The sequence below is a fragment of the Aminobacter sp. DSM 101952 genome (assembly GCF_001424795.1).
Lineage (GTDB): Bacteria > Pseudomonadota > Alphaproteobacteria > Rhizobiales > Rhizobiaceae > Aminobacter > Aminobacter aganoensis.
In genome coordinates this window covers 1-24,533 of sequence record NZ_LMCL01000005.1, presented here as the reverse complement: position 1 = coordinate 24,533, position 24,533 = coordinate 1, and the positions used below count along the sequence as shown (strand labels likewise).

Below are 24,533 nucleotides of genomic sequence, written 5' to 3'. Positions count from 1 at the left end.
GTGCTTCGTCGGTCGGGGAACGCGCGGCTTTTCGAGGCGCGCGTCCCCACTGGTGGGATGAAGCTTACTTGAACAGCGCCTCGGCGTCTGCGATCGAAAGCTGGCTGGTGTAGGAGAAGTAGCCCGGCTTGCCGTCGAGCTCCTTGGCGACCTGCTCGACGTTCTTGCTGTCGATGAAGGGGATCGGCAGGTACATGGCGTTCTTGTACTGGCCAGCCGTTGCCGGCTCCTTCAGTTCCTTGCCTTCAAGCATCAGCACGGCGACGTTGAGCGCCGAAGCCATGACGCCGGGAGGGTTGACCGAAGCGCCCGAGTTCAGCTTGTCCTTGACCCACAGGTCGATGAAGTCCTTGCGGATCTCGCCGGTGGCGGCGATCGACGACTGCTTGTTGGCGTCGATGATCGACTTCCAGGCACCCGCCGCCATGCCGTCCTGCACCCAGACGCCGTTGATGTCGGGGTTGGTGGCGAGCAGGTTCTGCATGGCCTGCTGGCCCTGCGCCTGGTCCCAGTTGGCGTTCACTTCGTTGACGATCTTGATGTCGGGATACTGGCCGAACACTTCCTTGTAGCCGGCGACTCGCATCTCGTTGGCGGGATGGCCGGCGACGCCGTTGATGGCGACGACGTTGCCCTTGCCGCCGAGCGTTTCGGCGAGCCACTTGGCGCCTGCCGCGCCCCATGCCTTCTGGTCGATGCCGACATAGGTGGCGTCGGGCGACGACACTTCGGCGTCGGTCGAGATCACCAGGATGCCGGCTTCCTTGGCCTGGGCAAACACCGGATCGAACGCCGTCGGGCTGTTCGGGTTGATGATGATGGCGTTGACGCCTTCGCTGATGAAGTTACGGACGTGTGCGATCTGGCCGGGCACGTCGACATTGGCGCTCTGCACCACGACCTCGACATTGACGCCCTTTTCCTTCCAGGCCGCAGCCGCTGCCTGTGCCTGTTCGATCATCTGGGTCCGCCACTCCGAGCCGACCCAGCCATTGGACAGGCCGATCTTGTAGTCGGCCGCCTGGGTCGAGAACGCCGACACGGCCAGTGCCGCGACGGTGGTGAGCGCCAGTGCTGCAAATTTCTTCATGAATTCCTCCCGGTGCAAAAACTACTGCAGCAGATGATAGCCAGAAAATGTAATCGATTTCAATCGCCATTTTTCAAGGGTTTGCGGAGCATTCGTTTGCCTCAAAATGAGGTCTCCGCGGCAGGCTTTCAGGGTGAACCTTTCCGGGCGTCGGCGCGACCAAAGTCCAGGCGCCGCGTGGTGCGGTGTCACGAAAGGAAAACCCAATGACCACAGACACCAGGTGTTGCGGGTCACCGCGAGCACCCGGAGCACGGCGCGACCACCGCCTCAGGGAGAGGGTGGACGCGCTGGGCTTCGGGCTTGTTCCATTGACCCTGGGTAAGCCCCGGCGTATCGTCGCGCCGAGGGACAATAGCAGGACTGCAAGGGAGGAAAGTGCCGGGTATCAGCGCTTCGCTCTCGCATGCGCTCCAGCACCTTCTTCCACACAACTCGGGAGAGGTGTCATGCCGTGCTTTCGTGGTGGTTCCGGCGCGCCTGCGCGTCCATCAGAACCGTCTGGCACCCGCCTGAGAGCACTCGCGCTGAACGCCGGCATGACGGCGCTGGCGCTTGCCGCCAATCTCTGGCTGGTGCCGCCGGCCGGCGCCCAGGAAACCCGGATCATCAACCCCGGATCGATGGCGGTTACCGGCTTTTCAGGCACCGTCATTCCCGGCTTCGAGGAAGGGCTGCCGCCCGGCGTCGACCCTGTCGACGAAACCTTCATCGACACCGAGCGCGCGACCTTGCGCGTTTTCGACGTTTCGGCCCTCGGCGGACCGCCGACCGGCCAGATCGTCAACACGCCGCAGCCTTTCGAGGTTCTGGCCGGCCAGATCGGCCAGGTATTTGCGCTGACCTATGACGACGGCGTCCGCGACGGCACCCTGTCCGGCGTGCCCGACCTCTATGCGGGCGCGACCTCGCTGCACGGCATCCGCATCGTCACGCCCGATGCCGACGACGACGGGCGTCCCGAGCGCCAGCGCCGCGGCATCGCCGGCGCCACCTTCATGGCCGGCCAGTTCGGCGAGGAGAATGGCGGCGGACCCGGCACCATCTGGCGCATCGATGGCATGTCGGGCGCCGTCAGCAAATTCGCCGACATCGGCACCAACAGCGGACCCGGCATCGGCGACGTCGCCTTCGACAAGGTCCATCGCCAGTTCTTCGCCTCCGACCTCGACACCGGCCTGATCCACCGCATCGATGCCTCGGGCGCCGTGCTCGACAGCTTCGACCACGGCGTCACGGGTCGCCCTGTCCGCGGGCTGGCGCCGACGGCCGACGACGGCGCGGTGATGGACATCGCCGGTGCCGCCTTCGACAGCGAGGACCCCGGCACCTGGGGCTACACCCAGGACGAACGCCGTGTCTGGGGCATCGCCTTCCACGGCGGCCGTGTCTACTACGCGGTCGGCGACAAGGCCGAGATCTGGTCGGTCGGCATCGCCCGCGACGGCAAGTTCGCCGGCGACCCGCGCTGGGAGCTGACGGTCGAGGCCGAGGAAGACCTGCCGGTCACCGACATCGCCTTCGACAGCAGGGGTTTCCTGTACTTGGCCCAGCGCGGCGAGATCGAGAACCGCTTCGACTACAGCCAGTTCGCCGACACCGGCGATGGCGAGGTCATCCGCTACTGGCGCGAAAGCCCCGACGATCCGGCGACCGAAAGCATCTGGGTGCCGGTACCGCAGGAATATGCCGTCGGCTTCCCGGAAGGCAACCGCCGGTCGGCCGGCGGCATCGACCTGCAATATGGCTATGACGCGCAGGGCTTCATCAACCCCAACGCCTGCACCGACACCATCGTCAAGACTGGTGACAAGCTGCGCGACAATCCGGCCCTGGCCGACCAGCTTGCCGCTGGCGGTCCGCTCGCCGTCCACGGCGTGCAGATCACCTCAGCCGCGCTTGTGAAGCCGGCCAACGTTCCGCCTTTTGGCTCGTGGTTCGCCGATTTCGACAGCTTCTTCGAGGATCCCGAGGTCGAGGGCCATGTCGGCGATGTCGAGGTCTGGCGTCCGTGCGAGGGCCGCGCCGGCTATTACGAGCAGATCCCCTATCCGGGCGACTATCCGACGCCGCTGTGGCCGCCGGCCTTCCCGCCGCCCGGCAACATCCCGCCCTGCCTCGACCTCGAGGCGGTCGAGTATTTCTGTACCCCGGCCGGGCTCGAGGCCGATCTTTATGTCCGTGACGTTGCAGGCATCGGCGGCGATTCCGTCAAGGCCGATTCCAGGACGCCGGGCGTTGGCATCACACCGCTGCAGCAGAGCAAGACGGCAGGCGCGCCGTTCACCATCGGGGTGACCGGCCACTTCCCCGGTGACACCGTCAATGTCGGCCTGTGCTTCTACAAGCAGTCCGACGCCGACAAGGGCGGCTACTACCCTTGCTGCAAGGTGGTGGTGCCGCTCGAAACGCCCGCCGCAAGCTGCGAACCGTGAGGGAGGGAGAGATGAACATCCACGCTCCCGTCCCGCGCCACAGCAAGGCAACCGTCATGGAGACGATCATGAAACCCCTGTCATTTGCCAGGCGCGGCGCGCGCTGGCTGGTGGCGGCAGGGATCGCGCTCGCCGCCATGCCCCTGTCGCCGGCAGCCGCCCAGCCGTTGCCCGAAATCGTGCCCGAACTGAGGCTCGACCGCGTCCTGCCGCATCCCGGACATGACGACGTCGTGCCGTTCTTCACCAAGAAGGGTGTCCAGCGCAATTGCGACTATGTCGTCTATAATCTGCGCTTCGGTGCCCGTGGCAATCCGGAAAAGTTCTTCGATCCGGCCTTCGCCAACGGCCTCAAGACCTTACGGATGGATTTCCGCGACCAGGTTGCCGCCGGCCTGACCATCGTCAACGTCCAGGCTTCCGGCGACGGCACCGATGCCGTCGGCGGTCCGCTGCCGGCAGCCGCCATCGGCACGACGACCAACCCCAACGACACGGCGACCATTGCCGATTTCCGTCTGTCGGCGACCGATCTCGATGGGGTTGGCGCACCCAACGAACGCTACATCGACATCCGCATCACCGCCCTGATCGACCACGCCGCCTTCCCGGCGCCCGCGGTCATAGACAACCAGGGCTTCGTCAAGCTGTCGGCCGGCCCCGGCTCGATCGAGATCCCCTCGCACGATCCGGCCAAGCCCGACGACGGCGATTTCCGCACCGGCGAGAAGACCCAGATCCGCATCGACGTCACCGACTGCGAGCCGCCTCCCCCGGACGACAAGGAGGCATGCTTCAAGGTCGAGACCGGCGATGTCGACTGCGTGCCCGGTGGCGGCGCCTACATCTACAACATGCCTGTCGGACCCGAGATGGCCGGCCGCTGGGTGCAACTGCGCACCACCACGCCCGGCATCACCATCGATCCGCCGATGCAACTCGTCCCGCCCGGCGGCGGCGTGCTGCACTGGGAGATCGAGGGCGCGGGCCCTGGCGATGCCGTCCATCTGATCGTCACCGGCATCGAGACCTATGCCGGTCCGGAAGGAGGCGTCGGCCTGTGCTGCACCCAGACGGTCGACATCGTCATCCCGCCCGATCTCAGGTGCCCGCCCGAGAAACAGCCGGACATCAAGGTCGAGAAGCGCGCCGACGTCGCCCGCTGCACGGTGCTTGGCGGCTGCAACTTCACTATCCGCGTCACCAATGTCGGCGACGGCCCCTACAACGGCAAGATCGTGCTCGACGAGGTGACATTGCCCGGCAACGCGACGATCGATTCCGGGCCCAATGCGCCCTGGACCTGTCTGCCGGCAACCAGCCCGATGAGTTGCGAGCATCCCGCGACGACGCTCGATCCCGGCGAGTCGGTCGATCTCAAGATCGGCTTCAAGCCCGGGCCCGGCTGGGAGGCACGCTTCATCCGCAACTGCGCCGAATACGACTACACGGCGAGCGGCAAGCCCGAGGTGTTCGGCCGCACCGACAACGACAAGGCCTGCGCCACGATCCCGATCTGCAGGCGCGGCGACCCCGATTGCCGTCCGCCCGTGGAAAAGAAGGTCGACCTGCGCATCACCAAGGACCCGCGTTCGGTTTCCTGCAGCGCCGACGGCGTCTGCAGCTTCCTGATCCGCGTCTACAACAACGGTACCGAAAACTATGTCGGCCCGCTGACCGTGATCGACGACTATCCCACGGGAGCGCCGGCGTCCTCGACCTTCGGCCCGACCCCGCCCTGGGCCTGCGGTCCTGCCGGTCCCGGCCAGTTCCGTTGCGACCATCCGGGCGTGGCACTCGTGCCGGGTGCGTCGGTGCCGCTTTCCGTGGTCGCCATCGTGCCGGCGGACTATCCGTCCGACACGATCCGCAACTGCGGCGAGGTGCGGGCGATTCCGGGCGAGGCGGTGCTCACCAACAACCAGGCCTGCGCCACGATGCGCATCCCGCATCCGGAGCGTCCGCGGCTGACGGTTGCCAAGACCGGCGACCGGCAGTGCGAGACCGGCCAGCCCTGCACGTTCGAGATCACCATCACCAACAGCGGCACGGCGGCCTTCAACGGCTCGGTCCGCATCGGCGATGCCATCGGCGTGGACGGGCTCGGCCGGCTGGGCGGCGTTGCGATCAGCTCGATCGAACCGCCCTTCGGCTGCACGCCCGAACCGGCGACGCTGCCGCTGTCCTGCGTCACCAACATCAGCCTCGGCGCCGGCGAAAGCCGCGTGCACAGGGTGACGGTGGTGATCCCGGACGATGGCCGCCTCGCCAATCTCCCGAAGCCCGCGCCGGCCCAAAACTGCGTCGCCGTGCTTCCGCCCGACACGCCGGTTCGCGGGCTCGACTTGGCTGGCGGCGCTGCGGTTCCGGGCGGCCTTGGCGGCAGCCCCTATGCCTGCCACCGCTTCCTGATCGACCACGAGGACAAGCCGCAATGCTCGGAAGGCCTGGTGCTGAACCAGGCAGGGCGCTGCGTCTGCCCCGAAGGCACGACGTTCCGCAACGGCCAGTGCGTGGCCGATAGCGGCACGGTGACGCCGGTTCCGCCGGTCAAGCCGCAATGCCGGCTGCTGCCGGGCCAGATCCGGACCGAGGACGGGCGCTGCATCTGTCCGCGCGGCACGGAACTGTCGAACGGCAAGTGCGTGCGGCCGGAACAGCCGCCGGTGCGTCAGTGCAAGTTGCTTCCGGGGCAGATCCGGACGCAGGACGGACGCTGCATCTGCCCGCGTGGCACCGAGCTGAGGAACGGCCGCTGCGTCAAGGACCAGCCGCCGGTGCGCCAGTGCAAGCTGCTGCCCGGCCAGATCCGGACCCAGGACGGGCGTTGCATCTGCCCGCGCGGGACGCAGCTGGTCCGCGGCGCATGCCGCAAGGCGCAGGTCGAGTGCCCGGCAGGGACCAACCTCGTCCGCGGCCGCTGCGTGCCCGACCGCCAGGACACCGTCTGCCGTCGTGGCGAGGTGCTGGTCAACGGCCAGTGCATGACCATCGAGCGTGAATGCCCGCGCGGCACGGTCGGGCAGTATCCGAACTGCCGCCCGCGCCAGCGTCCGACGTTCGAGATCATGCCGATCAACCCGGATGTGTTCCGTGGCCTGATCCCGCAGAGGCAGCCTCAGCGGCCAAGCAACAACAACATCATTCCGCAGTGATCGGAGCGAACGCGATGGAACCCCGCCGGCCTCGCCGGCGGGGTTCTGCTTTTTCAGGATAAGCGGCGATGTGACGGAATTCTCGGCTCGACAAGGGCGGCGGCTGATATTAGGCAGTCCGGAAAACCGGCTCTGCCCCTTTCGAAAGGCCTGAACGTGAGCAACAAGACCCTGATCGCGCCGTCGGTGCTGTCGTCCGACTTCTCCAAGCTCGGCGACGAGGTCGAGGCCATCGTCGCCGCCGGCGCCGACTGGATCCATCTCGACGTCATGGACGGCCATTTCGTCCCCAACATCACCTTCGGCCCGCCCGTCATCAAGGCGATCCGCGACCGCACCGACAAGGTGTTCGATTGCCACCTGATGATCCAGCCTGCCGATCCGTATCTGGCGGCCTTTGCGGACGCCGGCTGTGACATCATCACCGTGCATGCCGAGGCCGGCCCGCATCTCGACCGCTCGTTGCAGACGATCCGCAATCTCGGCAAGAAGGCCGGCGTGTCGCTCAACCCGTCGACGCCGGAATCGGTGATCGAATACGTGCTCGACCGGCTCGACCTGGTGCTGCTGATGACGGTCAACCCGGGCTTCGGCGGCCAGGCCTTCATCCCGGCCGTCATCGACAAGGTCAAGCGCGTCAAGGCGATGATCGGCAACCGCCCGATCGACATCGAGATCGACGGTGGCGTGACCCCCGAGACCGCGCCGCTGGTCACCGCGGCAGGTGCCAATGTGCTGGTCGCCGGCAACGCCGTGTTCAAGGGCGGGCCGTCGGCCTATGCCGCGAACATCGAGGCGATCCGGGTTGCCGCGGACAAGGCTGCGATCTAGAGAATTTGCCCCTCACCCTTACCCTCTCCCCGTGAAGAACGGGGAGAGGGGGCGTCAACGTAGCCGCTTGTCCCTTCTCCCCGTCATTACGGGGAGAAGGTGCCGGCAGGCGGATGAGGGGCGGCTCCAACGCTGGATCAGGTCGGCTTCCTCGCCCCCACCCGGTGGGGAGAGGTGGCACGGCGAAGGGGCTTCTCCCCACTCCCTGTCTTAAGCCGAGAACACCTTGTTGCCGTCGATCCAGGTGCCCGACACGTCGAGGGCGTCTGTCAGTTGCACGGCGTTGGCGGCAAAACCCCTCGCGAGCCGTCCCAGGCGCTTGTCCTGACCGACGGCCTCGGCCGGATAGAGCGAGGCCATGCGGATCGCCTCGCCGAGGTCGTAGCCGATCTTTTCGTGCATGAAGCGGATGGCCGAGATCATGTCGAGGTCGGCGCCGGCAAGCGTGCCGTCCTCCAGCGTCAGGCGGCCGTTCTCGCGCTTGATGGTGCGGCCGTTGAGCGTGAACGATTTGAGGTCGGTGCCGATGGTCGCCATCGCGTCGGTGACCAGGAAGATGCGCGCCGGGCCGTTCTTGGCCCTGAGCGCGATGGCCATCGCTGCCGGGTCGACGTGGACGCCGTCGGCGATCAGCCCGGCCGAGAAGGTGGAAATGTCGACCGCGGCGCCGACGAGCCCGGGCTCGCGATTGCCGATCTGGCTCATCGCGTTGAACAGGTGCGTCGCCATGGTGGCGCCTGCCTCGGCATATTGCTTGGCCGTACGGTAGCTGGTGTCGGTGTGGCCGAGGCTGACGACGACGCCGGCAGCGGCCAGCGTCTTGACCTGCTCTGCCGTCACCGATTCCGGCGCCACGGTAGTCAGCAGCACCGGCATCGTCTTGCGCGCGGCGATCAATGCGGCCTCGTCGTCGCCGTCCATCGGGCGGATCAGCCTGGGATCGTGCGCGCCCTTGCGGCTGAGCGACAGATGCGGGCCCTCGAGGTGCAGGCCGAGAAAGCCGGGCATCTTGCGCGCCACGGCCTCCGCACCCGCCGCGATGGTGGCCCGGGTGATCTCGCGGGTGTCGGTGATCAGCGTCGGCAGCACCGCCGTCGTGCCGAACGGCATCTGCGCCTTGCAGATCGTCGCCAGCGTCTCGGCGTCGGGCTTGTCGTTGAGCATCAGCCCGCCGCCGCCATTGACCTGCAGGTCGATGAAGCCGGGCACGAGCATGGCGCCGCCTTCCGTCACCGCAATGCCGGCCGGCACGGCATCGCGCCGGACGACGCCCTCGACCAGCCCGTCGGCGACGACGAGCGCGGCGTCGTCATGCCACGCCTCGCCGTCGAAGATGCGGGCAGCCGCTATCGCAAAGCGATCGCTCATATCGTTTCGGTCACTTTCCTGAGATTGGGCGGGCTGTCGGGGTCGAGCCCGCGGTGGCGGGCAAAGGCCTCGACGAAGCCGTAGAACGAGGCGATCAACATCAGCGGGTCGGTCAGCGGGTGGCCGGTGGCGACATGCGGCAGGACCTTGGCCTTCTTCGCCATCGACGAGGTGATGTGGATGGCGGCGCCGCGCCCGGCGAGCCCGTCGGCGGCGTCCGCGATCGAAGCCTCCGAGGCGTCGCGGGCGGCGAGCGCCAGCACCGGGAAGCCGGGCCGCACCAGCGCCAGCGGGCCGTGCATGACTTCAGCCGCGCTGTAGGACTCGGCATGCATGGCGCAGGTTTCCTTGAACTTCAGCGCCGCCTCGTTGGCGATGGCGAAGGAGGGGCCGCGGCCGAGGATGAACAGCGAGTTGCCATCGGTCAGGTCTCCGGCAATGTCCATCCAGTCGCAGTCGACCGCCTTGGCGAAATGCTCCGGCAGGGCCTCGAGCGCCGTGAGCAGCTTGTCGTCGCCGGTCCAGTTGGCGAGCACGGCGAGGCCTGCCACCGCCGAGTTGACGAAGGTCTTGGTCGCCGCGACGCTCTTCTCGACGCCCGCGCGGATGTCGATGGCGTGGTCGGACGCCTCGGCCAACGGCGAGCCGGCGGTGTTGGTCAGCGCGATGGTCAGCGCGCCGCCTGCGCGGGCGCCTTCCGCCATGGCGACGATGTCGGGGCTCTTGCCCGACTGCGAGATGGCAAGGCAGGCCGAGTCGGCGAGCTTGAGCCTGGCGCCGTAGATCGACGAGATCGACGGGCCGATGGACGCGACGGGAAGGCCGGTGTTGAGCTCGATGGCATATTTGAGGAACGACGCCGCATGGTCGGACGAGCCGCGCGCCACCGTGGTGACGAAGCGCGGTGCCGCGCGCTTGAGATGCGCGCCGGTCTCGGCCAGTTCCGTCGCCGAACCTTCGAGCAGGCGGGCTGTCGCCTCGGGGATTTCGGCGATTTCGCGCCGCATGTGCGTTGTCGCGTTCAAGCGATGTCTCCTTCTTGCCCATCCGGGCCGGGTAGCCTTAGTTCGGCGACGAAATCATAGGCGTCGCCACGATAGATCGACTTGGTGAACTCGATCACCTTGCCGCTGGCAAGGTATGAGATGCGCTCGATCTGCAGGCAGGCCGAGCCTTCCGGAACGACCAAGAGCTTGGCCTCGGCGCCGCCGAGATTGACCGCCGAGATGCGCTGCACGGCGCGCACCGGCCGGTGGCCGGTCTTGCCCAATGCCACATAGAGCGAGGACGTGACTTCGCGAGGGTCGGGCAGCACCGAAGCCGAGATTGCCGCGCGTTCGATCGCCAGCGGTGTCTCGTCGGCGATGCGCAGGCGGCTCAGCCGCGACACGAGCTCGCTCGCCGACAGGCCCAGCACCATCATCTCGTCGGGAGAGGGCGGATAGACACCGCGTTCCAGCCATTGCGAGCGTGCCGCCATGCCGCGCCGGGCCATGTCTTCGGTGAACGAGGTCAGCCGCGACAGCGACTGCTCGACCCGCTCCATGCGCGGCGCAACAAAGGTGCCTGAGCCATGGCGCTGCACCAGCACGCCGGACTTGACCAGGTCCTGCACTGCCTTGCGCACGGTGACGCGGGAAATGTCGGCCTGGGCCGCGATGTCGCGTTCCGAGGGCAGGGCGTCGCCGGGGCCGATCAGCCCGCGCCTGACGGCATCCTCGATGTTCTTCTTGAGCTGCAGATAGAGCGGCGCGCCGCTCTGGCTGACGTCGCGCAGGGCTGCGAAAATCCGCTCGGCGGCATCATCCATGGCCGCCTCCCGTCTTGCCGAATACCCTGACCGCCATGGCCACCGCGCCGCCGAGGGCGTCCTGCAGCGGCGGATGCATGATCGTCCGGTAGCGCCGCGACAGCAGCGGCGCATAGAGACCGGCGAGCCCGCCGAGCAGGCACAGCCGCTCGGTCGGCGACAGGTCGAAGACTGCGAGCGTTTCCTCGACGTCGGCGACGGCGCGCTCGACCAGCTTCTGGCCGACAAAGTCGCCTTTCGCGGCGTGCTCGAACACCATCGGCGCGAATGCGCCGTAGTCGGCGGGCTTGGCTGTCGTGGTGAATTCGACGATCTCGCTGGGGTCGTTGTTGAAGCGCTCGAGAATGATGCCGGTCAGGGGCGAGCCGGCATGGATCTTGTCATGCACCAGCAGGGTTTCCTGCAGCAGGTCGCGGCCGATGCGCGCGCCGCTGCCGAGGTCACCGATCTGGAAGCCCCAGCCGCCGAGCGGGCGGAACTGTCCCTTCTGGCGTCCCAGGTAGACGGTTCCGGTGCCAAGCGCCGCGATGGCGCCGTCATGGTCGCCGAGCGCGCCTTCGAGCGAGATCAGCGAGTCGTTTTCGATGCGGCTGTTCCGGAACGGCAGCATCGCTTCGAGCCGCTGCTTGTAGTCGCCGACATTGGCGCCGGCGAGGCCAAGCACGGCATCGGCCTTGCCGATCAGATCGGGATCACGGCTGGCATCGGCAAATGCCAGGCGGGCGGCGTCGACGATGTTGGCACAGGCGCCTGCGAGGTCGGTGCGGATATTGGCGGGTCCGCCCCGCCCGCGACCCAGAATGTCGCCAGTCGCGGTGGCCAGTGCGGCCCGGCAGCCGGTGCCGCCACCATCTATCCCGAGCACAAGATCCACGGCGTTTTCTCCTCGGGTTTGATAATACCAATAAAATACCAATAGCCAAGTGTTAAATTCCGCCTTCCGGTCGGGCGGTCGCTTTCTGTTGAATTTTATAGGATTTTCGTTCTGCCTTGCATTGCAGCAAAGGAAATTGTTAACGCCGCTGGACAAGTGGTATTTTTTTGGTATTGTCGGTGAAAGGGAGAGACAGAATGGCGCCAACGCGTACCGAAGCGGTGCATAAAGATGCCCGGGGCATAGATGTCCAGGCGCCTGAATCCGTTCTTCGCCTGCTTGCCGCAGCACAGGTCGAGGCCGTCGCTGCCGTTCATGCCGCCATCCCCGCAATTGCCGAAGCCGCCGCCAGGATCGCCGGCAGCCTCGCGTCCGGCGGGCGCCTCGTTTATGCCGCTGCCGGCAGTTCAGGCCTGATGGCGCTGGCCGACGCGCTCGAACTTCCCGGAACCTACGGCATCCCGCGCGACCGCGTCGTCATCCTGCTTGCCGGCGGCACCGACAGCCTGGTCAATCTCGCCGGTGCGCCGGAAGACGATGCCGGGCAGGCCGTGAGGGAGGTCGCTTCCGCCGGGCTGAATGCCGGCGATTGCCTGATCGCCGTCTCGGCCAGCGGTTCGACGCCCTTTGCCATCGGCGCGCTCGAAGAAGCCCGGCGCCGCGGTGCCGCGACCGTTGCGGTCGCCAACAATGCCGGCGCGCCGATGTTCAACATCGCCGACATCTCGGTCCTGCTGGCCACGCCGCCGGAAGTCGTCGCCGGCTCGACCCGCATGGGCGCGGGCACGGCGCAGAAGATCGCGCTCAACATGATGTCGACGCTCGTCGCCATTCATCTCGGCCATGTCCATGACGGCTACATGGTCAATCTCCATGCCGACAACATCAAGCTGCACGAGCGCGCCGCGCGCATCGTCTCCGCGATTGCCGGCTGCGACATGCCAACCGCCAAGACCCAGCTCGAAGAGAGCGGCGGCTCGGTCAAGGTGGCGATCCTTTTGGCCTCGGGCGCGGCAAGCCCGGAGGCGGCAAACCAACTTCTGGATGGGGCGGACCAGAAACTGAGGTCCGCTCTGTCGAAGCTCGAGGGGAGCAGAGGCTCTCATCAGTAGAGGCCCGAGAGAACGTAAACAGGGAGAATGGAAATGAAACACAGGTTGCTTACTGGACTTCTGATGGCGTCCAGCATCCTCGGCTCCGCCGGGATCGCTCTCGCCCAGGACACCACGCTGACGATCGAAAGCTGGCGTAACGACGATCTTGCCATCTGGCAGGAGAAGCTCATTCCGGCGTTCGAAGCCAAGAACCCCGGCATCAAGGTCGTGTTCGCGCCGACGGCTCCAACCGAGTACAACGCGGCCCTCAATGCCAAGCTCGACGCAGGCTCGGCCGGTGACCTGATCACCTGCCGTCCGTTCGACGCCTCGCTCGAGCTCTTCAAGAAGGGCCAGCTCGCCGACCTGACCAGCCTTGCCGGCATGGAGAACTTCTCCGACGTCGCCAAGTCCGCCTGGCAGACCGACGACGGCAAGGCCAGCTTCTGCGTGCCGATGGCCTCGGTCATCCACGGCTTCATCTACAACAAGGAAGCCTTCGACAAGCTCGGCATCACGCCGCCGGCGACCGAAGAAGAATTCTTCGCCGCCCTCGACAAGATCAAGGCCGACGGCACCTACATCCCGATGGCGATGGGCACCAAGGATCTCTGGGAAGCCGCGACCATGGGCTACCAGAACATCGGCCCGAACTACTGGAAGGGCGAGGAAGGCCGCCTGGCGCTCATCAAGGGCGAGCAGAAGCTGACCGACGCCGACTGGGTTGCGCCTTACACGACTCTCGCCAAGTGGAAGCCTTACCTCGGCGACGGCTTCGAGGCACAGAGCTATCCCGACAGCCAGAACCTCTTCACGCTTGGCCGCGCTGCGATCTTCCCGGCCGGCTCGTGGGAGATCTCGGTGTTCAACACCCAGGCGCAGTTCAAGATGGGCGCCTTCCCGCCGCCGGTCCAGAAGGCCGGCGACACCTGCTACATCTCCGACCACAACGACATCGGCATCGGCCTCAACGCCAAGAGCAAGAACGCCGACGCTGCCAAGACCTTCCTGACTTGGGTGGCTTCGCCCGACTTCGCGACCATCTATGCCAACGCGCTGCCGGGCTTCTTCAGCCTGAATTCGGCTGCCGTGAAGATGGAAGATCCGTTGGCCCAGGAATTCGTCTCCTGGCGCGAGAAGTGCAAGCCGACGATCCGCTCGACCTATCAGGTCCTGTCGCGCGGCACGCCGAACCTCGAAAACGAGACCTGGGTCAAGTCGGCCAACGTCATCAACGGCACGGAGACCCCGGAAGCCGCTGCTGCCGAGCTGCAGAAGGGACTCGACAGCTGGTACAAGCCGGCTAAGTAAGATGCGGCGGGCTTGATGCTCGCTCGGGAGGGCGCCGCTTCGGCGGCGCTCTCCCACCCCTCGAACATTCGAACCTCGCGGACTCGAAATCAGGGGTTGAACGTCGGCGTACAAAGATGCGCTACTGCTTCCGACAGCCATTGGCGGGAAGCCCGCTGGGGTCCATCCTCGCTATCACCATCAACGGCCCGCCGCGGCCGGACCAGGGAATATGAGATGTCGGAGCAAAGCCTAGAGCATAGCCAGGACAAGAGACCGACGCGTTGGCACATTGCCGTCTTCCTCGCGCCGGCCCTCCTGGTCTATACCGCCGTGATGATCCTGCCGCTGTTCGGCACGTTGCAGCTCTCGCTGTTCCGCAGCGTCGACAACGTCCAGGTCTTCACCGGCTTCGACAATTTCCGCACCCTGTTCGGCGACCCGCGCTGGTCGGCGTCGTTCTGGAACGCGCTCGGCAACAACACCTGGTTCTTCATCATCCACATGCTGGTGCAGAATCCGATCGGCATCCTGCTTGCCGCGCTGCTGTCGAGCCCGAAGCTGCGTTTCTCCGCCTTCTACCGCACGGCGATCTTCATCCCGACCATCCTGTCCTTCGTCATCGTCGGCTTCGCCTGGAAGCTGATCCTGAGCCCGCTCTGGGGCGTCGCACCCAACCTGCTCGACCTCGTCGGGCTCAAGAGCCTGTTCGTGCCCTGGCTCGGCAAGGAAGAATACGCGCTCACCGCGCTCAGCCTGATCTCGGTGTGGCAATTCGTCGGCATCCCGATGATGCTGATCTATGCCGCCATGCTGTCGATCCCCGACGAGGTCATCGAGGCCGCCGAATGCGACGGCGTCACCGGCTTCTCGCAATTCTGGAAGATCAAGCTGCCGCTGATCCTGCCGTCGATCGGCATCATCTCGATCCTGACCTTTGTCGGCAATTTCAACGCCTTCGACCTGATCTACTCGGCGCAGGGCGCGCTGGCCGGGCCGAACTACGCCACCGACATCCTCGGCACGTTCCTCTACCGCACCTTCTTCGGCTTCCAGCTGCAGACGGGCGATCCCAACATGGGCGCCACCATCGCCTCGATGATGTTCTTCATCATCCTCACCGGCGTCTGCGTCTATCTTTTCCTCATCCAGACGCGGCTGCGCCGCTACCAGTTCTGAGGGCGTCATGAGCAAGGCTGCCACATCCCTGCCGCGCACCATCGGCACACACGCGATCCTCCTGACCTACACCGTCATCGCACTGTTCCCGGTGATCGTCATCGTCGTCAACTCGTTCAAGTCGCGCGCCGCCATCTTCCGCTCACCGCTGACGCTGCCGACGGCCGAGACCTTCGACCTCGTCGGCTACACCACCGTCATGGCCCAGGGCGACTTCATCCAGTATTTCCAGAACAGCCTGACGGTCACCGTCGCCTCGCTGTTCTTCGTGCTGCTGTTCGGCGCCATGGCGGCGTTTGCGCTGTCGGAATATCGCTTCAAGGGCAACACCATTATGGGCCTCTATCTGGCCCTCGGCATCATGATCCCGATCCGCCTCGGCACGGTGGCGATCCTGCAGCTGATGGTGGCGTCGGGGCTGGTCAACACGCTGACCGCGCTGATCCTGGTCTACACCGCGCAAGGCCTGCCGCTGGCCGTCTTCATCCTCTCCGAGTTCATGAAGCAGGTGTCGGACGACCTCAAGAATGCCGGACGCATCGACGGGCTTTCCGAGTACCGCATCTTCTTCCGCCTCGTCCTGCCGCTGGTTCGCCCGGCCATGGCGACCGTCGCCGTCTTCACCATGATCCCGATCTGGAACGATTTGTGGTTTCCGCTGATCCTGGCACCGGGCGAGGCGACGAAGACCGTGACCCTCGGCGCCCAGGTCTTCATCGGCCAGTTCGTCACCAACTGGAACGCCGTGCTGGCAGCGCTGTCGCTCGCCATCCTGCCGGTGCTGGTCCTCTATCTCTTCTTCTCGCGGCAGCTGATCCGCGGCATCACCTCCGGAGCCGTCAAGTGAGCACTGAAAAACCCCTACGCGTCGTCGTTGCCGGCCTCGGCAACATGGGCCGCAGCCATGCGCTGGCCTATCACAACAACCCGGGTTTCGAGATCGCCACACTGGTCAACCGTTCCGACGTGCCGCTGCCCGGCGAACTGTCGGGCTACGGCATCCAGCGTTCGTTCGAAGGTGCGATCCGTGAGCTGAAGCCCGACGTCGCCTCGATCAACACCTATTCCGACAGCCATGCCGACTATGCGGTGATGGCGCTGGAGGCGGGTTGCCACGTCTTCCTCGAAAAGCCGCTGGCGACCACCGTCGCCGACGCCGAGCGCGTGGTCGCTGCCGCCAAGGCCAATGGCCGCAAACTGGTGATCGGCTACATCCTGCGCCATCACCCGTCCTGGATGCGGCTGATCGGCGAGGCGCGTGCGCTTGGCGGCCCCTATGTCTTCCGCATGAACCTCAACCAGCAGTCTTCCGGCCACAAGTGGGACACCCACAAGCAGCTGATGAAGACGACGTCGCCGATCGTCGACTGCGGCGTGCACTATCTCGACGTCATGTGCCAGATCACCGACGCCGAGCCGGTCGAGGTGCGCGGCATGGGCCTGCGCATGACCGACCAGATCGACCCGGCGATGTACAACTACGGTCACCTGCAGGTGTTGTTCGCCGACGGCTCCGTCGGCTGGTACGAGGCCGGCTGGGGCCCGATGATGTCGGAGACCGCCTTCTTCGTGAAGGATGTCATCTCGCCCAAGGGCAGCGTCTCGATCGTCGTCAACGAGGCCGCCACCAAGTCGGACGACGTCGATTCCCACACCAAGACCAGCATGATCCGCGTCCACCGCGCCGACCTCGGCGCTGACGGCAATTTCGTCCATGCCGATGAAGACCTGTCGATGAAGGACGAGCCGGGCCACCAGGGCCTCTGCGACCGCGAGCAGGCCTTCGTGCTGAAGGCCATCCGCGAGGACATAGACCTCACCCGTCACATGGATGACGCCGTCAAATCGCTGCGCGTGTGCCTGGCTGCGGACGAAAGCGTCCGCACCGGCCGCCCCGTGAAGCTCTAGAGACAGGAAACCGCCCGTGGGTTCGCTCAAGATCGAAAATGTCAAGAAATCCTTCGGCCCCGTCGAGGTGCTGAAGGGCATCGACCTCGACGTCAAGGACGGTGAGTTCGTCGTCTTCGTCGGCCCGTCCGGATGCGGAAAGTCGACGCTGCTGCGCATCATCGCCGGCCTCGAGGACGCCTCGTCGGGCGACGTTCTGATCGACGGCCAAAAGGTCACCAACGCGCCGCCGTCCAAGCGCGGCATCGCCATGGTGTTCCAGACCTACGCGCTCTATCCGCATCTGACCGTGCGCGACAATATGAGCCTTGGCCTCAAGCAGGCAGGTACGCCGGCCGCCGAGATCGACCAGCGCATCGCCGCGTCCTCGGCCATGCTGTCGCTCGAACCCTACCTCAAGCGCCGCCCGGCCGAGCTCTCCGGCGGCCAGCGCCAGCGCGTCGCCATCGGCCGCGCTCTGGTGCGCGAACCGAAGCTGTTCCTGTTCGACGAGCCGCTGTCGAACCTTGATGCGGCGCTGCGCGTCAACACGCGCCTGGAGATCGCCCAGCTGCACAACCGGCTGAAGTCGACGATGATCTACGTCACCCACGACCAGGTCGAGGCAATGACGCTCGCCGACCGCATCGTCGTGCTCAATGCCGGCCGCGTCGAGCAGGTCGGCGCGCCGATGGAGCTCTACAACAAGCCGGCGAACCTGTTCGTCGCAGGCTTCATCGGTTCGCCCAAGATGAACTTCATCGACGGCGCCAGGTTGGGAGAGACCGCCAAGACCGTCGGCGTCCGCCCCGAGCACATCGCCGTCAGCGACACCGCCGGCGCCTGGAAGGGCACGGTCATCCACGCCGAGCACCTCGGCGCCGACACCAATGTCTTCCTCGAAACGGAGAAGGCCGGACTGGTCACCATCCGTCTGTTCGGCGAGTACCAGACCGGCCCCGGTGCCACGCTCTACGCCACGCCCGACGTGGCGCGGACCTATCGCTTTGGCGAAGACGGCAAGGCGCTGGGCTGAGGCCGATTGGGTCAGGCATGTAGCCGTCAACGGCTCGAGTGGCTGCCGGGGCTCGTTTCGCCGAAGCGAGCAATCCGTCGGCATGATGGGCGCCTTCACGGTTGATTGTTCTTCTCCCCGTTCTTCACGCGGAGAAGATGCCGGCAGGCAGATGAGGGGCAGCGCAAGCGCTGGAAGATTGCCCCTCACCCTTACCTCTCCCCGTGAAGAACGGGGCGAGGGGGCGCGTCGCGCCCTGTCACTGGAGGGGATGAGGGGGCAATTGGGGCCTTCAGCGTCGCCTCAACCGATCCGTCTCCGCGGCATCCACGCCGCCATCTCCGATGACCACTCCAAACATTTCCGCCGCCTGCTCGCGGGTGTAGTATCCCAGCCCGACATCGCGCAGCACCAATTCCGGGTCGCGTAAAAACGGATCGCCATAGCCGCCGCCGCCGGGCGTGCCGACGAGCACCCGGTCGCCGGCCTTGAGCGGAATGTCCTGTTCTTTCGATAGATGCGGCGGCACATGCGGCCGGCCGTCTCGAAACACAGTGACCGTGTTCACCGCACCATCCTTGCCGCCCAGCGCGCCCTGCGGGCCGACGCGACCATGGTCCATGACGAAGGACGCGCGCGCCTCGCCGCGCAACAGCTCGATCTCGTAGGCGAGACCGAAACCGCCGCGCTGCCTGCCGGCGCCGCCCGAGGCCTCGCGCAGGGCGTATCGGCGATAGAGCACCGGATAGGCCTGCTCCATGATCTCGACCGGCGGCGACTTCGAGATGCCGATGGTCGAGCAGCCGTTCGACAGCCCGTCATGGCCCGAATTGCCGCCATAGCCGCCGCCCGAGATCTGGTACATGACATAGTCGCGGCCGCGGGCCGGGTCGTTGCCGCCGAGCGCGAAATTGCCGCTCGATCCTGCCGGTGCCGCCGTCACCTTGTCAGGCGCGGCCTGCACCATCGCCGCGAACACCGCTTCGGCGATGCGCTGGGAAACCTCCGCCGCGCAGCCCGACACCGGTCGCGGATAGCGCGCATCGAGGAAGGTGCCTTCGGGGCGCCTGACGACGAGAGGCTCGAAGGCGCCGGCGCTGATCGGCACGTCGGGAAAGATGTGGCGCATGGCGAGATAGACCGCCGACAGCGTCGTCGCCAGCACGCTGTTCATAGGCCCGGCGCAGGGTTTGGACGAACCGGTGAAGTCGAATGTCAGCGTGTCGCCGGCCTTTTCGACCGACAGCGCGATGATCAGCAGCGCATCGACCACGCCGTCGGAATCGACGAACGCTTTCGACAAGTAAGTGCCGTCAGGCAGCGCAGCGATATGTGCCCGCATCTGTTCAGCCGCACGCCGGCGCAGCTCGGCGATGGCCTCGACGACGGTTTCGTCGCCGTAACGATCCAGGATCTGCACCAGCCGGTCCTGCCCGACATGCAGGGCCGCGGCCTGGGCGCGAATATCGCCGATGCGCTGGTCGGCGACCCGGATGTTGGAGCAGATGATGGCGTAGATCTCGGGGTCCATCACGCCCTTCTTGAACAGCTTGACCGGCGGCAGGCGCAGGCCCTCCTGCTCGACCGCCGTCGCCGAGGCGGAAAACCCGCCCGGCACCGCGCCGCCGATGTCGGGCCAGTGGCCAGTGTTGGACAGCCAGCAGAAGATCTTTCCGGCGCGCCAAACCGGCATGGCGAAGCGCACGTCCATCAGATGCGTGCCGCCGAGATAGGGGTCGTTGACGACATAGACGTCGCCCGGCTCGGGCGGCAGCACGCGCCCGTCGGCGATCATCTCGATGATGGTCCTGGTCGAGTGCTGCATCACGCCGACGAACACCGGCAGGCCTTGCGACCCTTGCGCGATCAGCGACCCGTCGACGGCGGAGTAGATGCCGTCGGAACGGTCGTTGGCCTCGGCGATGACGGGCGAGAACGCCGCGCGCGAAAAGGTCAGGTCCATCTCGTCGCAGGTCTGCTGCAGGGCGGCCTGGATGACGGACAGGGTGATGGCGTCGAGGGTCATGCTGCGACTTCGCAGGGTGCTTGAAGCACCCCCTCACCGGTTTGCTGCGCAAACCACCTCTCCCCCTGCCCGGGGGAGAGGAATCGCAGCTTTGGCGCCAGCGCTTTTCCACCTTGGGTTCCTCGCCCCCGCGGAGCGGGGGAGAGGTGGCGAGCGAAGCGAGACGGAGAGGGGGACTTCATACGCATTTCCCCACCTCCACGACAATGTTCCCATCCCTATCCGACCGCGCCCGGTCGCTGGGCTCCAGCACCGTCGTTGCGTCCATCTGCTCGAGGATGGCCGGCCCGTCGATCACGGCGTCGAGCGGCAGCTTCTCCCTGAGATAGATCGGCGTGTCGCGCCAGCCGCCGTCGAACCACACCGGCCTGACTTCGCGCAGCGCCCCCGCAAGCGTCGCCGCCCGTCCTGCCGGATCGATCAGCCGGCTGAGGTCGATGTCGGGCCGAACTCCGGTCACGGAGGTGTTGAGGTTGACGAGATTGGCGCGGATTTCCGGCAGTTCGACCTTGAAGCGGGCGAAATAGGCCTTCTCGAATAGACCCTGCAGCGTCGCGCGGTCGACCTCGGCCGATGGCAGCAGCACCTTGATGAGGTGCGTCTGCCCGACGAACTGCATGTCGGCGGAATGGCCGACGCGGAGGCTTCGCGGCCGGATCGCTTCCTTGGCGATCAGCGCCTCGCCTTCGGCGCGATGTCGCGCCAGAACGTCGCGCGCGTGCTTTTCGTCAAGCGTCGCCACCGGCTGATTGACCGTGTTGACGAAGTCGTGGCGCAAATCGGCGACGACGCAGCCGAGCGCATTGGTGATGCCCGGCCGCGCCGGCACCAGCACGCGCGGCAGGCCGAGTTCGCGTGCCAGCGCCGACGCATGCAGCGGTCCCGCGCCGCCGAAGGCAAACAGCGTGAAGTCGCGCGGGTCGTGGCCGCGCGACACCGACACCATGCGGATGGCGCCCGCCATCCTGATGTTGCCGAGCCGCAGCACCGCCCCGGCGGCGGCAGCCCCGTCGAGCCCGGTCGCCTTGCCGATCCTGTCTTCGAAGATATTGCGCACGGTTCCCACCGTAACCGGGGTGTCGACGGCGAGCAGCTTCTTCGGGTCGAGCCGCCCGAGCACCAGATTGGCGTCGGTAATCGTCGGCTCGGTGCCGCCGCGGCCATAGCAGATCGGCCCGGGATTGGCGCCGGCACTTTCCGGGCCGACCTGGATCAGCCCGGAGGCATCGACCCGCGCGATCGAGCCGCCGCCGGCGCCCACCGTGTGCACGGCCACCATCGGTACATGGATCGGCATCGCATATTCGATCTCGATCTCGTTCGACACCGCCGGCTCCGCCCCGAGGATCAGCGCCACGTCGGTCGAGGTGCCGCCCATGTCGTAGGTGACGAGATTTTCGAAGCCGGCGCGCCGGCCGGTATAGGCGGCGGCGATGACGCCCGAGGCCGGGCCCGACATCACGGTCTTGGCGGCCTCGCGGGTGACGAAGCGGGCGGAGATCATGCCGCCATTGCCGTTCATGATCAGGAAATCGCGGCCATAGCCCCGGCTCGACAGCTCGTCGCGCAGACGCCCGACGTAACGTTCCAGGATCGGCTGGACGGCGGCATTGACGGAGGCGGTGACGCCGCGCTCGAACTCGCGCGCTTCCGACAGCAGCGAGTGGCCGGTCGTGATGTGGCCGTTCGGCCAGGTCTCGGCGGCGATCTCGGCGGCGCGGCGCTCGTGTTCCGGGTTGGCATAGGCATGCAGGAAGTGGATCACCAGCGCTTCGCAGCCGGCATCGATCAGCTCGCGCACCGCTGACCGCACGCCGTCCTCGTCGAGCGGTTCGCGCACGCGCCCCGAGGCCTCGACGCGCTCGCCGACCTCGAGCCTGAGGTTGCGCGGGATGACGGGCACGAAGCTGCCGGTCATGCCATAGGGCTGCGGCCGGGTGCGGCGCCCGAGCTCGATCACGTCGCGAAAGCCGCGGGTCGTGATCATGCCGGTCTTTGCCAGCCGTCGTTCCAGCACGGCATTGGTGGTGGTCGTCGTGCCGTGGACGATGAGGTCGATACCGGCGATGGGAAACCCTGTCTCGTCGAGCGCGGCGATGACGCCGTGGGCCTGGTTCTCGACCGTCGTCGGCGTCTTGGCGATGCGGACCGCGCCGCCGTTCGCGCCGTCGACCAGAAGCAGGTCGGTGAAGGTCCCGCCCACGTCGATCCCCGCCACGACATTTCCCGCCTTTGCGGGAATATTCTCGTCCATGGACTAATCCCGAAAAGCCCGGACTACGATCATGTGCCAGTTTAGAAAGGCGTTTTATGCCACAATCTTGACGCTCATATCATTTGTATACTAATTAATAAGGCGAACAAGGCCCCACTATTTGCCTGTATTTCCGCAGCGCGCCGGTCCCAAAACGCCGCCCGCGCCGGGCGAGAGGTTTGATCGATGAACACTGCAGCAGCGCTGAAGACGGCCGACGCAAAGCCGCTTCAGTTCCCCATCCCTGCCAATGTCTATGCCGAAACTGTGGTTTCGGTGAAGCATTACACGGATCGCCTCTTCTCTTTCCGCATCACCCGGCCGCAGTCGCTGCGCTTCCGCTCGGGCGAATTCGTCATGATCGGCCTGCCCAATGCCGAGAAGCCGGTCTACCGCGCCTATTCGGTGGCTAGCCCCTCCTGGGACGACGAGCTCGAATTCTTCTCGATCAAGGTGCCGGATGGTCCGCTGACCTCCGAGCTGCAGAAGATCGAGCCCGGCGACACCGTGCTGATGCGCCAGAAGTCGACCGGCACGCTGGTGCTCGACGCGCTGACCCCGGGCAAGCGCCTGTTCATGATCTCGACCGGCACTGGCATCGCGCCTTTCGCCAGCCTGCTGCGCGACCCCGACACCTATGAACGCTACGAGCAGGTCGTGCTGACCCACACCTGCCGCGACGTCGCCGAACTGGCCTACGGGCAGGAACTCGTCGCCAATCTCGAAAACGATCCGCTGATCGGCGAGCTGACGCATGGCCGCGTGACGCTCTACAATTCGACGACGCGCGAGGAATCCGAGCGCATGGGCCGCATCACCGCGCTGATCTCGTCGGGCAAGTTCCACAGCGACCTCGGCATCGACAAGCTCGATCCCGAAACCGACCGCATCATGATCTGCGGTTCGATGCACATGCTGAAGGACGTCAAGGAACTCGCCGAGAGCCTCGGCTTCGTCGAAGGCTCGCTCAACGAGCCGGGCACCTTCGTCGTCGAGCGCGCCTTCGTCGGCTGACGCTTGTTGATTTCGTCGGGCCGGCGACCGGTCCGACGCCGTGACCGTCCGGTCAACGACAGCGCTGCACCCTTTCGGCTTTTTCGTCTATCTTCCGGCTTCGGGGGCTCGTGGAGCGTCGCTCCGCGGGCTATTCTTCGTCGCGCCGCGCCAAGCGGCGCCTGAGATGTTGCCCCGCGACGAGTGTCACGCTGCAGGGCGTCCGGAGGAAAGGCAGTCAGATGAGCGGCAAGCCACGCGAAGCCGAAACACAGTCCTCGGCAACTGTCATGCCCCTGCCGTCCCGGCAGGCGGCGAATGCGGCGGAGACGCACGCCATCGTGCGCAATCCGGGCATGGCGCTTGATCTTGGTTTTCTGGAATCGATGCGTTGCGTGAACCGTTCCGCACTTGAGCGTCGGGTCGGCACGCTGACCAGGCGGCGCTCGATCAAGGCGGACAACCAGGCGGCGTGGCTGTTGCGGTCGATCTCGCTGATGGACCTGACGACGCTGAACTCCAACGACACCGACGAGCGCGTGCGCAGGTTGTGCGCCAAGGCGCTGAACCCGCTGCGGCGCGATCTTGTCGAGGCGCTGGGGCTGGGCGAGACGATCATCCGGCCGGCGGCGGTCTGCGTCTACCACCCGTTCGTCGCCACTGCCGTGGAAGTGGTGAAGGGCTCGGGCGTCCATGTCGCTGCGGTGTCGACGGCCTTTCCGCATGGTCTACCACCCGTTCGTCGCCACTGCCGTGGAAGTGGTGAAGGGCTCGGGCGTCCATGTCGCTGCGGTGTCGACGGCCTTTCCGCATGGCCTGGCGCCGCTGTCGACGCGTCTTGCCGAGATCGAGGCGTCGGTCGCCGACGGTGCCGACGAGATCGACGTCGTCATTCCACGCGGGCTGGTGTTCGGGGCGAAGTGGCAGGAGCTCCATGACGAGATCAGGCAGATGCGCGCTGCCTGCGGCGAGGCCCATCTCAAGGTCATCTTGGGCACCGGCGATCTGGCGACGCTGCGCAACGTCACGCTGGCCTCGATGGTGGCGATGATGGCGGGGGCGGACTTCATCAAGACCTCGACCGGCAAGGAAAGCGTCAACGCGACGCTGCCGGTGGGTCTGGCGATGGTCCGCGCCATCCGCGCCTATCACGAGCAGACCGGTTATCTCATCGGCTTCAAGCCGGCCGGCGGCATCTCGACCGCAAAAGTCTCGCTCGACTGGCTGGTGCT

The 24,533-nt window shown here is 66.1% G+C and carries 17 protein-coding genes and 1 pseudogene; 11 read left to right on the top strand and 7 right to left on the bottom strand.

The genetic code is table 11. The annotated features are described in order from the left end of the window. Window positions 1–64 precede the first annotated feature (64 nt). Window positions 65–1,090, bottom strand: a complete 1,026-nt coding sequence (locus ASC75_RS06780; protein WP_055972077.1) for an ABC transporter substrate-binding protein — start codon at window positions 1,088–1,090, stop codon at window positions 65–67. A gap of 539 nt (window positions 1,091–1,629) precedes the next feature. Between ASC75_RS06780 and ASC75_RS06775 the strand changes: the two genes are divergently transcribed. The 3 genes from ASC75_RS06775 (at window position 1,630) to rpe (ending at window position 7,511) form a co-directional block, all read left to right on the top strand. Beyond that, entirely contained in the window at window positions 1,630–3,525 is a 1,896-nt protein-coding gene (locus ASC75_RS06775) for a hypothetical protein (protein WP_156381142.1), read from the top strand. A gap of 11 nt (window positions 3,526–3,536) precedes the next feature. Beyond that, complete coding sequence (locus ASC75_RS06770; protein ID WP_055972073.1) at window positions 3,537–6,680, top strand: hypothetical protein; 3,144 nt, start codon at window positions 3,537–3,539, stop codon at window positions 6,678–6,680. Window positions 6,681–6,836: 156 nt separating this feature from the next. Then, window positions 6,837–7,511 (top strand): ribulose-phosphate 3-epimerase, encoded by a 675-nt coding sequence (rpe, locus tag ASC75_RS06765; protein WP_055972070.1) that lies wholly within the window; start codon window positions 6,837–6,839, stop codon window positions 7,509–7,511. Between the two features lie 210 nt (window positions 7,512–7,721). Here the strand turns inward: rpe and nagA are convergent, their stop codons facing one another. From nagA to ASC75_RS06745, 4 genes are read right to left on the bottom strand one after another with little or no spacing between them, the layout of a single operon-like run. Continuing rightward, window positions 7,722–8,879 carry an N-acetylglucosamine-6-phosphate deacetylase gene (gene nagA, locus ASC75_RS06760; RefSeq protein WP_055972067.1) on the bottom strand — a complete coding sequence of 386 codons (1,158 nt, stop codon included), beginning with the start codon at window positions 8,877–8,879 and terminating at the stop codon, window positions 7,722–7,724. Beyond that, window positions 8,876–9,886, bottom strand: a complete 1,011-nt coding sequence (locus ASC75_RS06755; RefSeq protein WP_055972064.1) for an SIS domain-containing protein — start codon at window positions 9,884–9,886, stop codon at window positions 8,876–8,878. The genes nagA and ASC75_RS06755 overlap by 4 nt, the downstream gene beginning before the upstream one ends. A 14-nt stretch (window positions 9,887–9,900) precedes the next feature. After that, complete coding sequence (locus ASC75_RS06750; protein ID WP_055972061.1) at window positions 9,901–10,689, bottom strand: GntR family transcriptional regulator; 789 nt, start codon at window positions 10,687–10,689, stop codon at window positions 9,901–9,903. Continuing rightward, the gene (locus ASC75_RS06745; protein ID WP_055972058.1) at window positions 10,682–11,563 is read right to left on the bottom strand and encodes an N-acetylglucosamine kinase; all 882 of its coding nucleotides are present in this window, start codon (window positions 11,561–11,563) and stop codon (window positions 10,682–10,684) included. Before ASC75_RS06745 ends, ASC75_RS06750 begins: the two co-directional genes overlap by 8 nt. A 197-nt stretch (window positions 11,564–11,760) precedes the next feature. Here ASC75_RS06745 and ASC75_RS06740 point away from each other — a divergent pair, with 197 nt between their 5' ends. The 6 genes from ASC75_RS06740 to ASC75_RS06715 all read left to right on the top strand — a co-directional run bounded on the left by ASC75_RS06740 (window position 11,761) and on the right by ASC75_RS06715 (window position 18,049). Beyond that, a complete protein-coding gene (locus ASC75_RS06740) occupies window positions 11,761–12,675 on the top strand; it encodes an N-acetylmuramic acid 6-phosphate etherase (protein ID WP_055972055.1) in 915 nt (304 codons plus the stop codon). A gap of 33 nt (window positions 12,676–12,708) precedes the next feature. Next, a complete protein-coding gene (locus ASC75_RS06735; protein ID WP_055972348.1) occupies window positions 12,709–13,968 on the top strand; it encodes an ABC transporter substrate-binding protein in 1,260 nt (419 codons plus the stop codon). A 216-nt stretch (window positions 13,969–14,184) separates the two neighbouring features. Next, window positions 14,185–15,126 (top strand): sugar ABC transporter permease, encoded by a 942-nt coding sequence (locus tag ASC75_RS06730; protein ID WP_055972052.1) that lies wholly within the window; start codon window positions 14,185–14,187, stop codon window positions 15,124–15,126. Between the two features lie 7 nt (window positions 15,127–15,133). Beyond that, window positions 15,134–15,973: a carbohydrate ABC transporter permease gene (locus ASC75_RS06725; protein ID WP_055972049.1), complete on the top strand. Its 840-nt coding sequence runs from the start codon at window positions 15,134–15,136 to the stop codon at window positions 15,971–15,973. Beyond that, on the top strand, window positions 15,970–17,034 hold the full coding sequence (locus ASC75_RS06720) for a Gfo/Idh/MocA family oxidoreductase (RefSeq protein ID WP_055972046.1): 1,065 nt from the start codon (window positions 15,970–15,972) through the stop codon (window positions 17,032–17,034). Before ASC75_RS06725 ends, ASC75_RS06720 begins: the two co-directional genes overlap by 4 nt. Window positions 17,035–17,050: 16 nt before the next feature. Next, complete coding sequence (locus ASC75_RS06715; protein ID WP_055972043.1) at window positions 17,051–18,049, top strand: ABC transporter ATP-binding protein; 999 nt, start codon at window positions 17,051–17,053, stop codon at window positions 18,047–18,049. 271 nt (window positions 18,050–18,320) lie between these two features. Here the strand turns inward: ASC75_RS06715 and ASC75_RS06710 are convergent, their stop codons facing one another. Then, a complete protein-coding gene (locus ASC75_RS06710) occupies window positions 18,321–20,054 on the bottom strand; it encodes a hydantoinase B/oxoprolinase family protein (RefSeq protein WP_055972040.1) in 1,734 nt (577 codons plus the stop codon). Between the two features lie 178 nt (window positions 20,055–20,232). After that, on the bottom strand, window positions 20,233–22,308 hold the full coding sequence (locus ASC75_RS06705) for a hydantoinase/oxoprolinase family protein (RefSeq protein WP_055972037.1): 2,076 nt from the start codon (window positions 22,306–22,308) through the stop codon (window positions 20,233–20,235). A gap of 186 nt (window positions 22,309–22,494) precedes the next feature. Between ASC75_RS06705 and ASC75_RS06700 the strand changes: the two genes are divergently transcribed. Together ASC75_RS06700 and ASC75_RS06695 are read left to right on the top strand one after the other, a co-directional pair. Then, a complete protein-coding gene (locus ASC75_RS06700; protein ID WP_055972034.1) occupies window positions 22,495–23,322 on the top strand; it encodes a ferredoxin--NADP reductase in 828 nt (275 codons plus the stop codon). Window positions 23,323–23,543: 221 nt separating this feature from the next. Then, window positions 23,544–24,533, top strand: a pseudogene (locus tag ASC75_RS06695) (deoxyribose-phosphate aldolase); the annotation flags it as partial.

Coding starts and splice junctions, on each gene's coding strand:
- ASC75_RS06780 (WP_055972077.1), bottom strand. CDS start 1,090: ATGAAGAAATTTGCAGCACTGGCGCTCACCACCGTCGCGGCACTGGCC.
- ASC75_RS06775 (WP_156381142.1), top strand. CDS start 1,630: ATGACGGCGCTGGCGCTTGCCGCCAATCTCTGGCTGGTGCCGCCGGCC.
- ASC75_RS06770 (WP_055972073.1), top strand. CDS start 3,537: ATGAACATCCACGCTCCCGTCCCGCGCCACAGCAAGGCAACCGTCATG.
- nagA (WP_055972067.1), bottom strand. CDS start 8,879: ATGAGCGATCGCTTTGCGATAGCGGCTGCCCGCATCTTCGACGGCGAG.
- ASC75_RS06755 (WP_055972064.1), bottom strand. CDS start 9,886: ATGCGGCGCGAAATCGCCGAAATCCCCGAGGCGACAGCCCGCCTGCTC.
- ASC75_RS06750 (WP_055972061.1), bottom strand. CDS start 10,689: ATGGATGATGCCGCCGAGCGGATTTTCGCAGCCCTGCGCGACGTCAGC.
- ASC75_RS06740 (WP_055972055.1), top strand. CDS start 11,761: ATGGCGCCAACGCGTACCGAAGCGGTGCATAAAGATGCCCGGGGCATA.
- ASC75_RS06735 (WP_055972348.1), top strand. CDS start 12,709: ATGAAACACAGGTTGCTTACTGGACTTCTGATGGCGTCCAGCATCCTC.
- ASC75_RS06730 (WP_055972052.1), top strand. CDS start 14,185: ATGTCGGAGCAAAGCCTAGAGCATAGCCAGGACAAGAGACCGACGCGT.
- ASC75_RS06725 (WP_055972049.1), top strand. CDS start 15,134: ATGAGCAAGGCTGCCACATCCCTGCCGCGCACCATCGGCACACACGCG.
- ASC75_RS06710 (WP_055972040.1), bottom strand. CDS start 20,054: ATGACCCTCGACGCCATCACCCTGTCCGTCATCCAGGCCGCCCTGCAG.
- ASC75_RS06705 (WP_055972037.1), bottom strand. CDS start 22,308: ATGGACGAGAATATTCCCGCAAAGGCGGGAAATGTCGTGGCGGGGATC.
- ASC75_RS06700 (WP_055972034.1), top strand. CDS start 22,495: ATGAACACTGCAGCAGCGCTGAAGACGGCCGACGCAAAGCCGCTTCAG.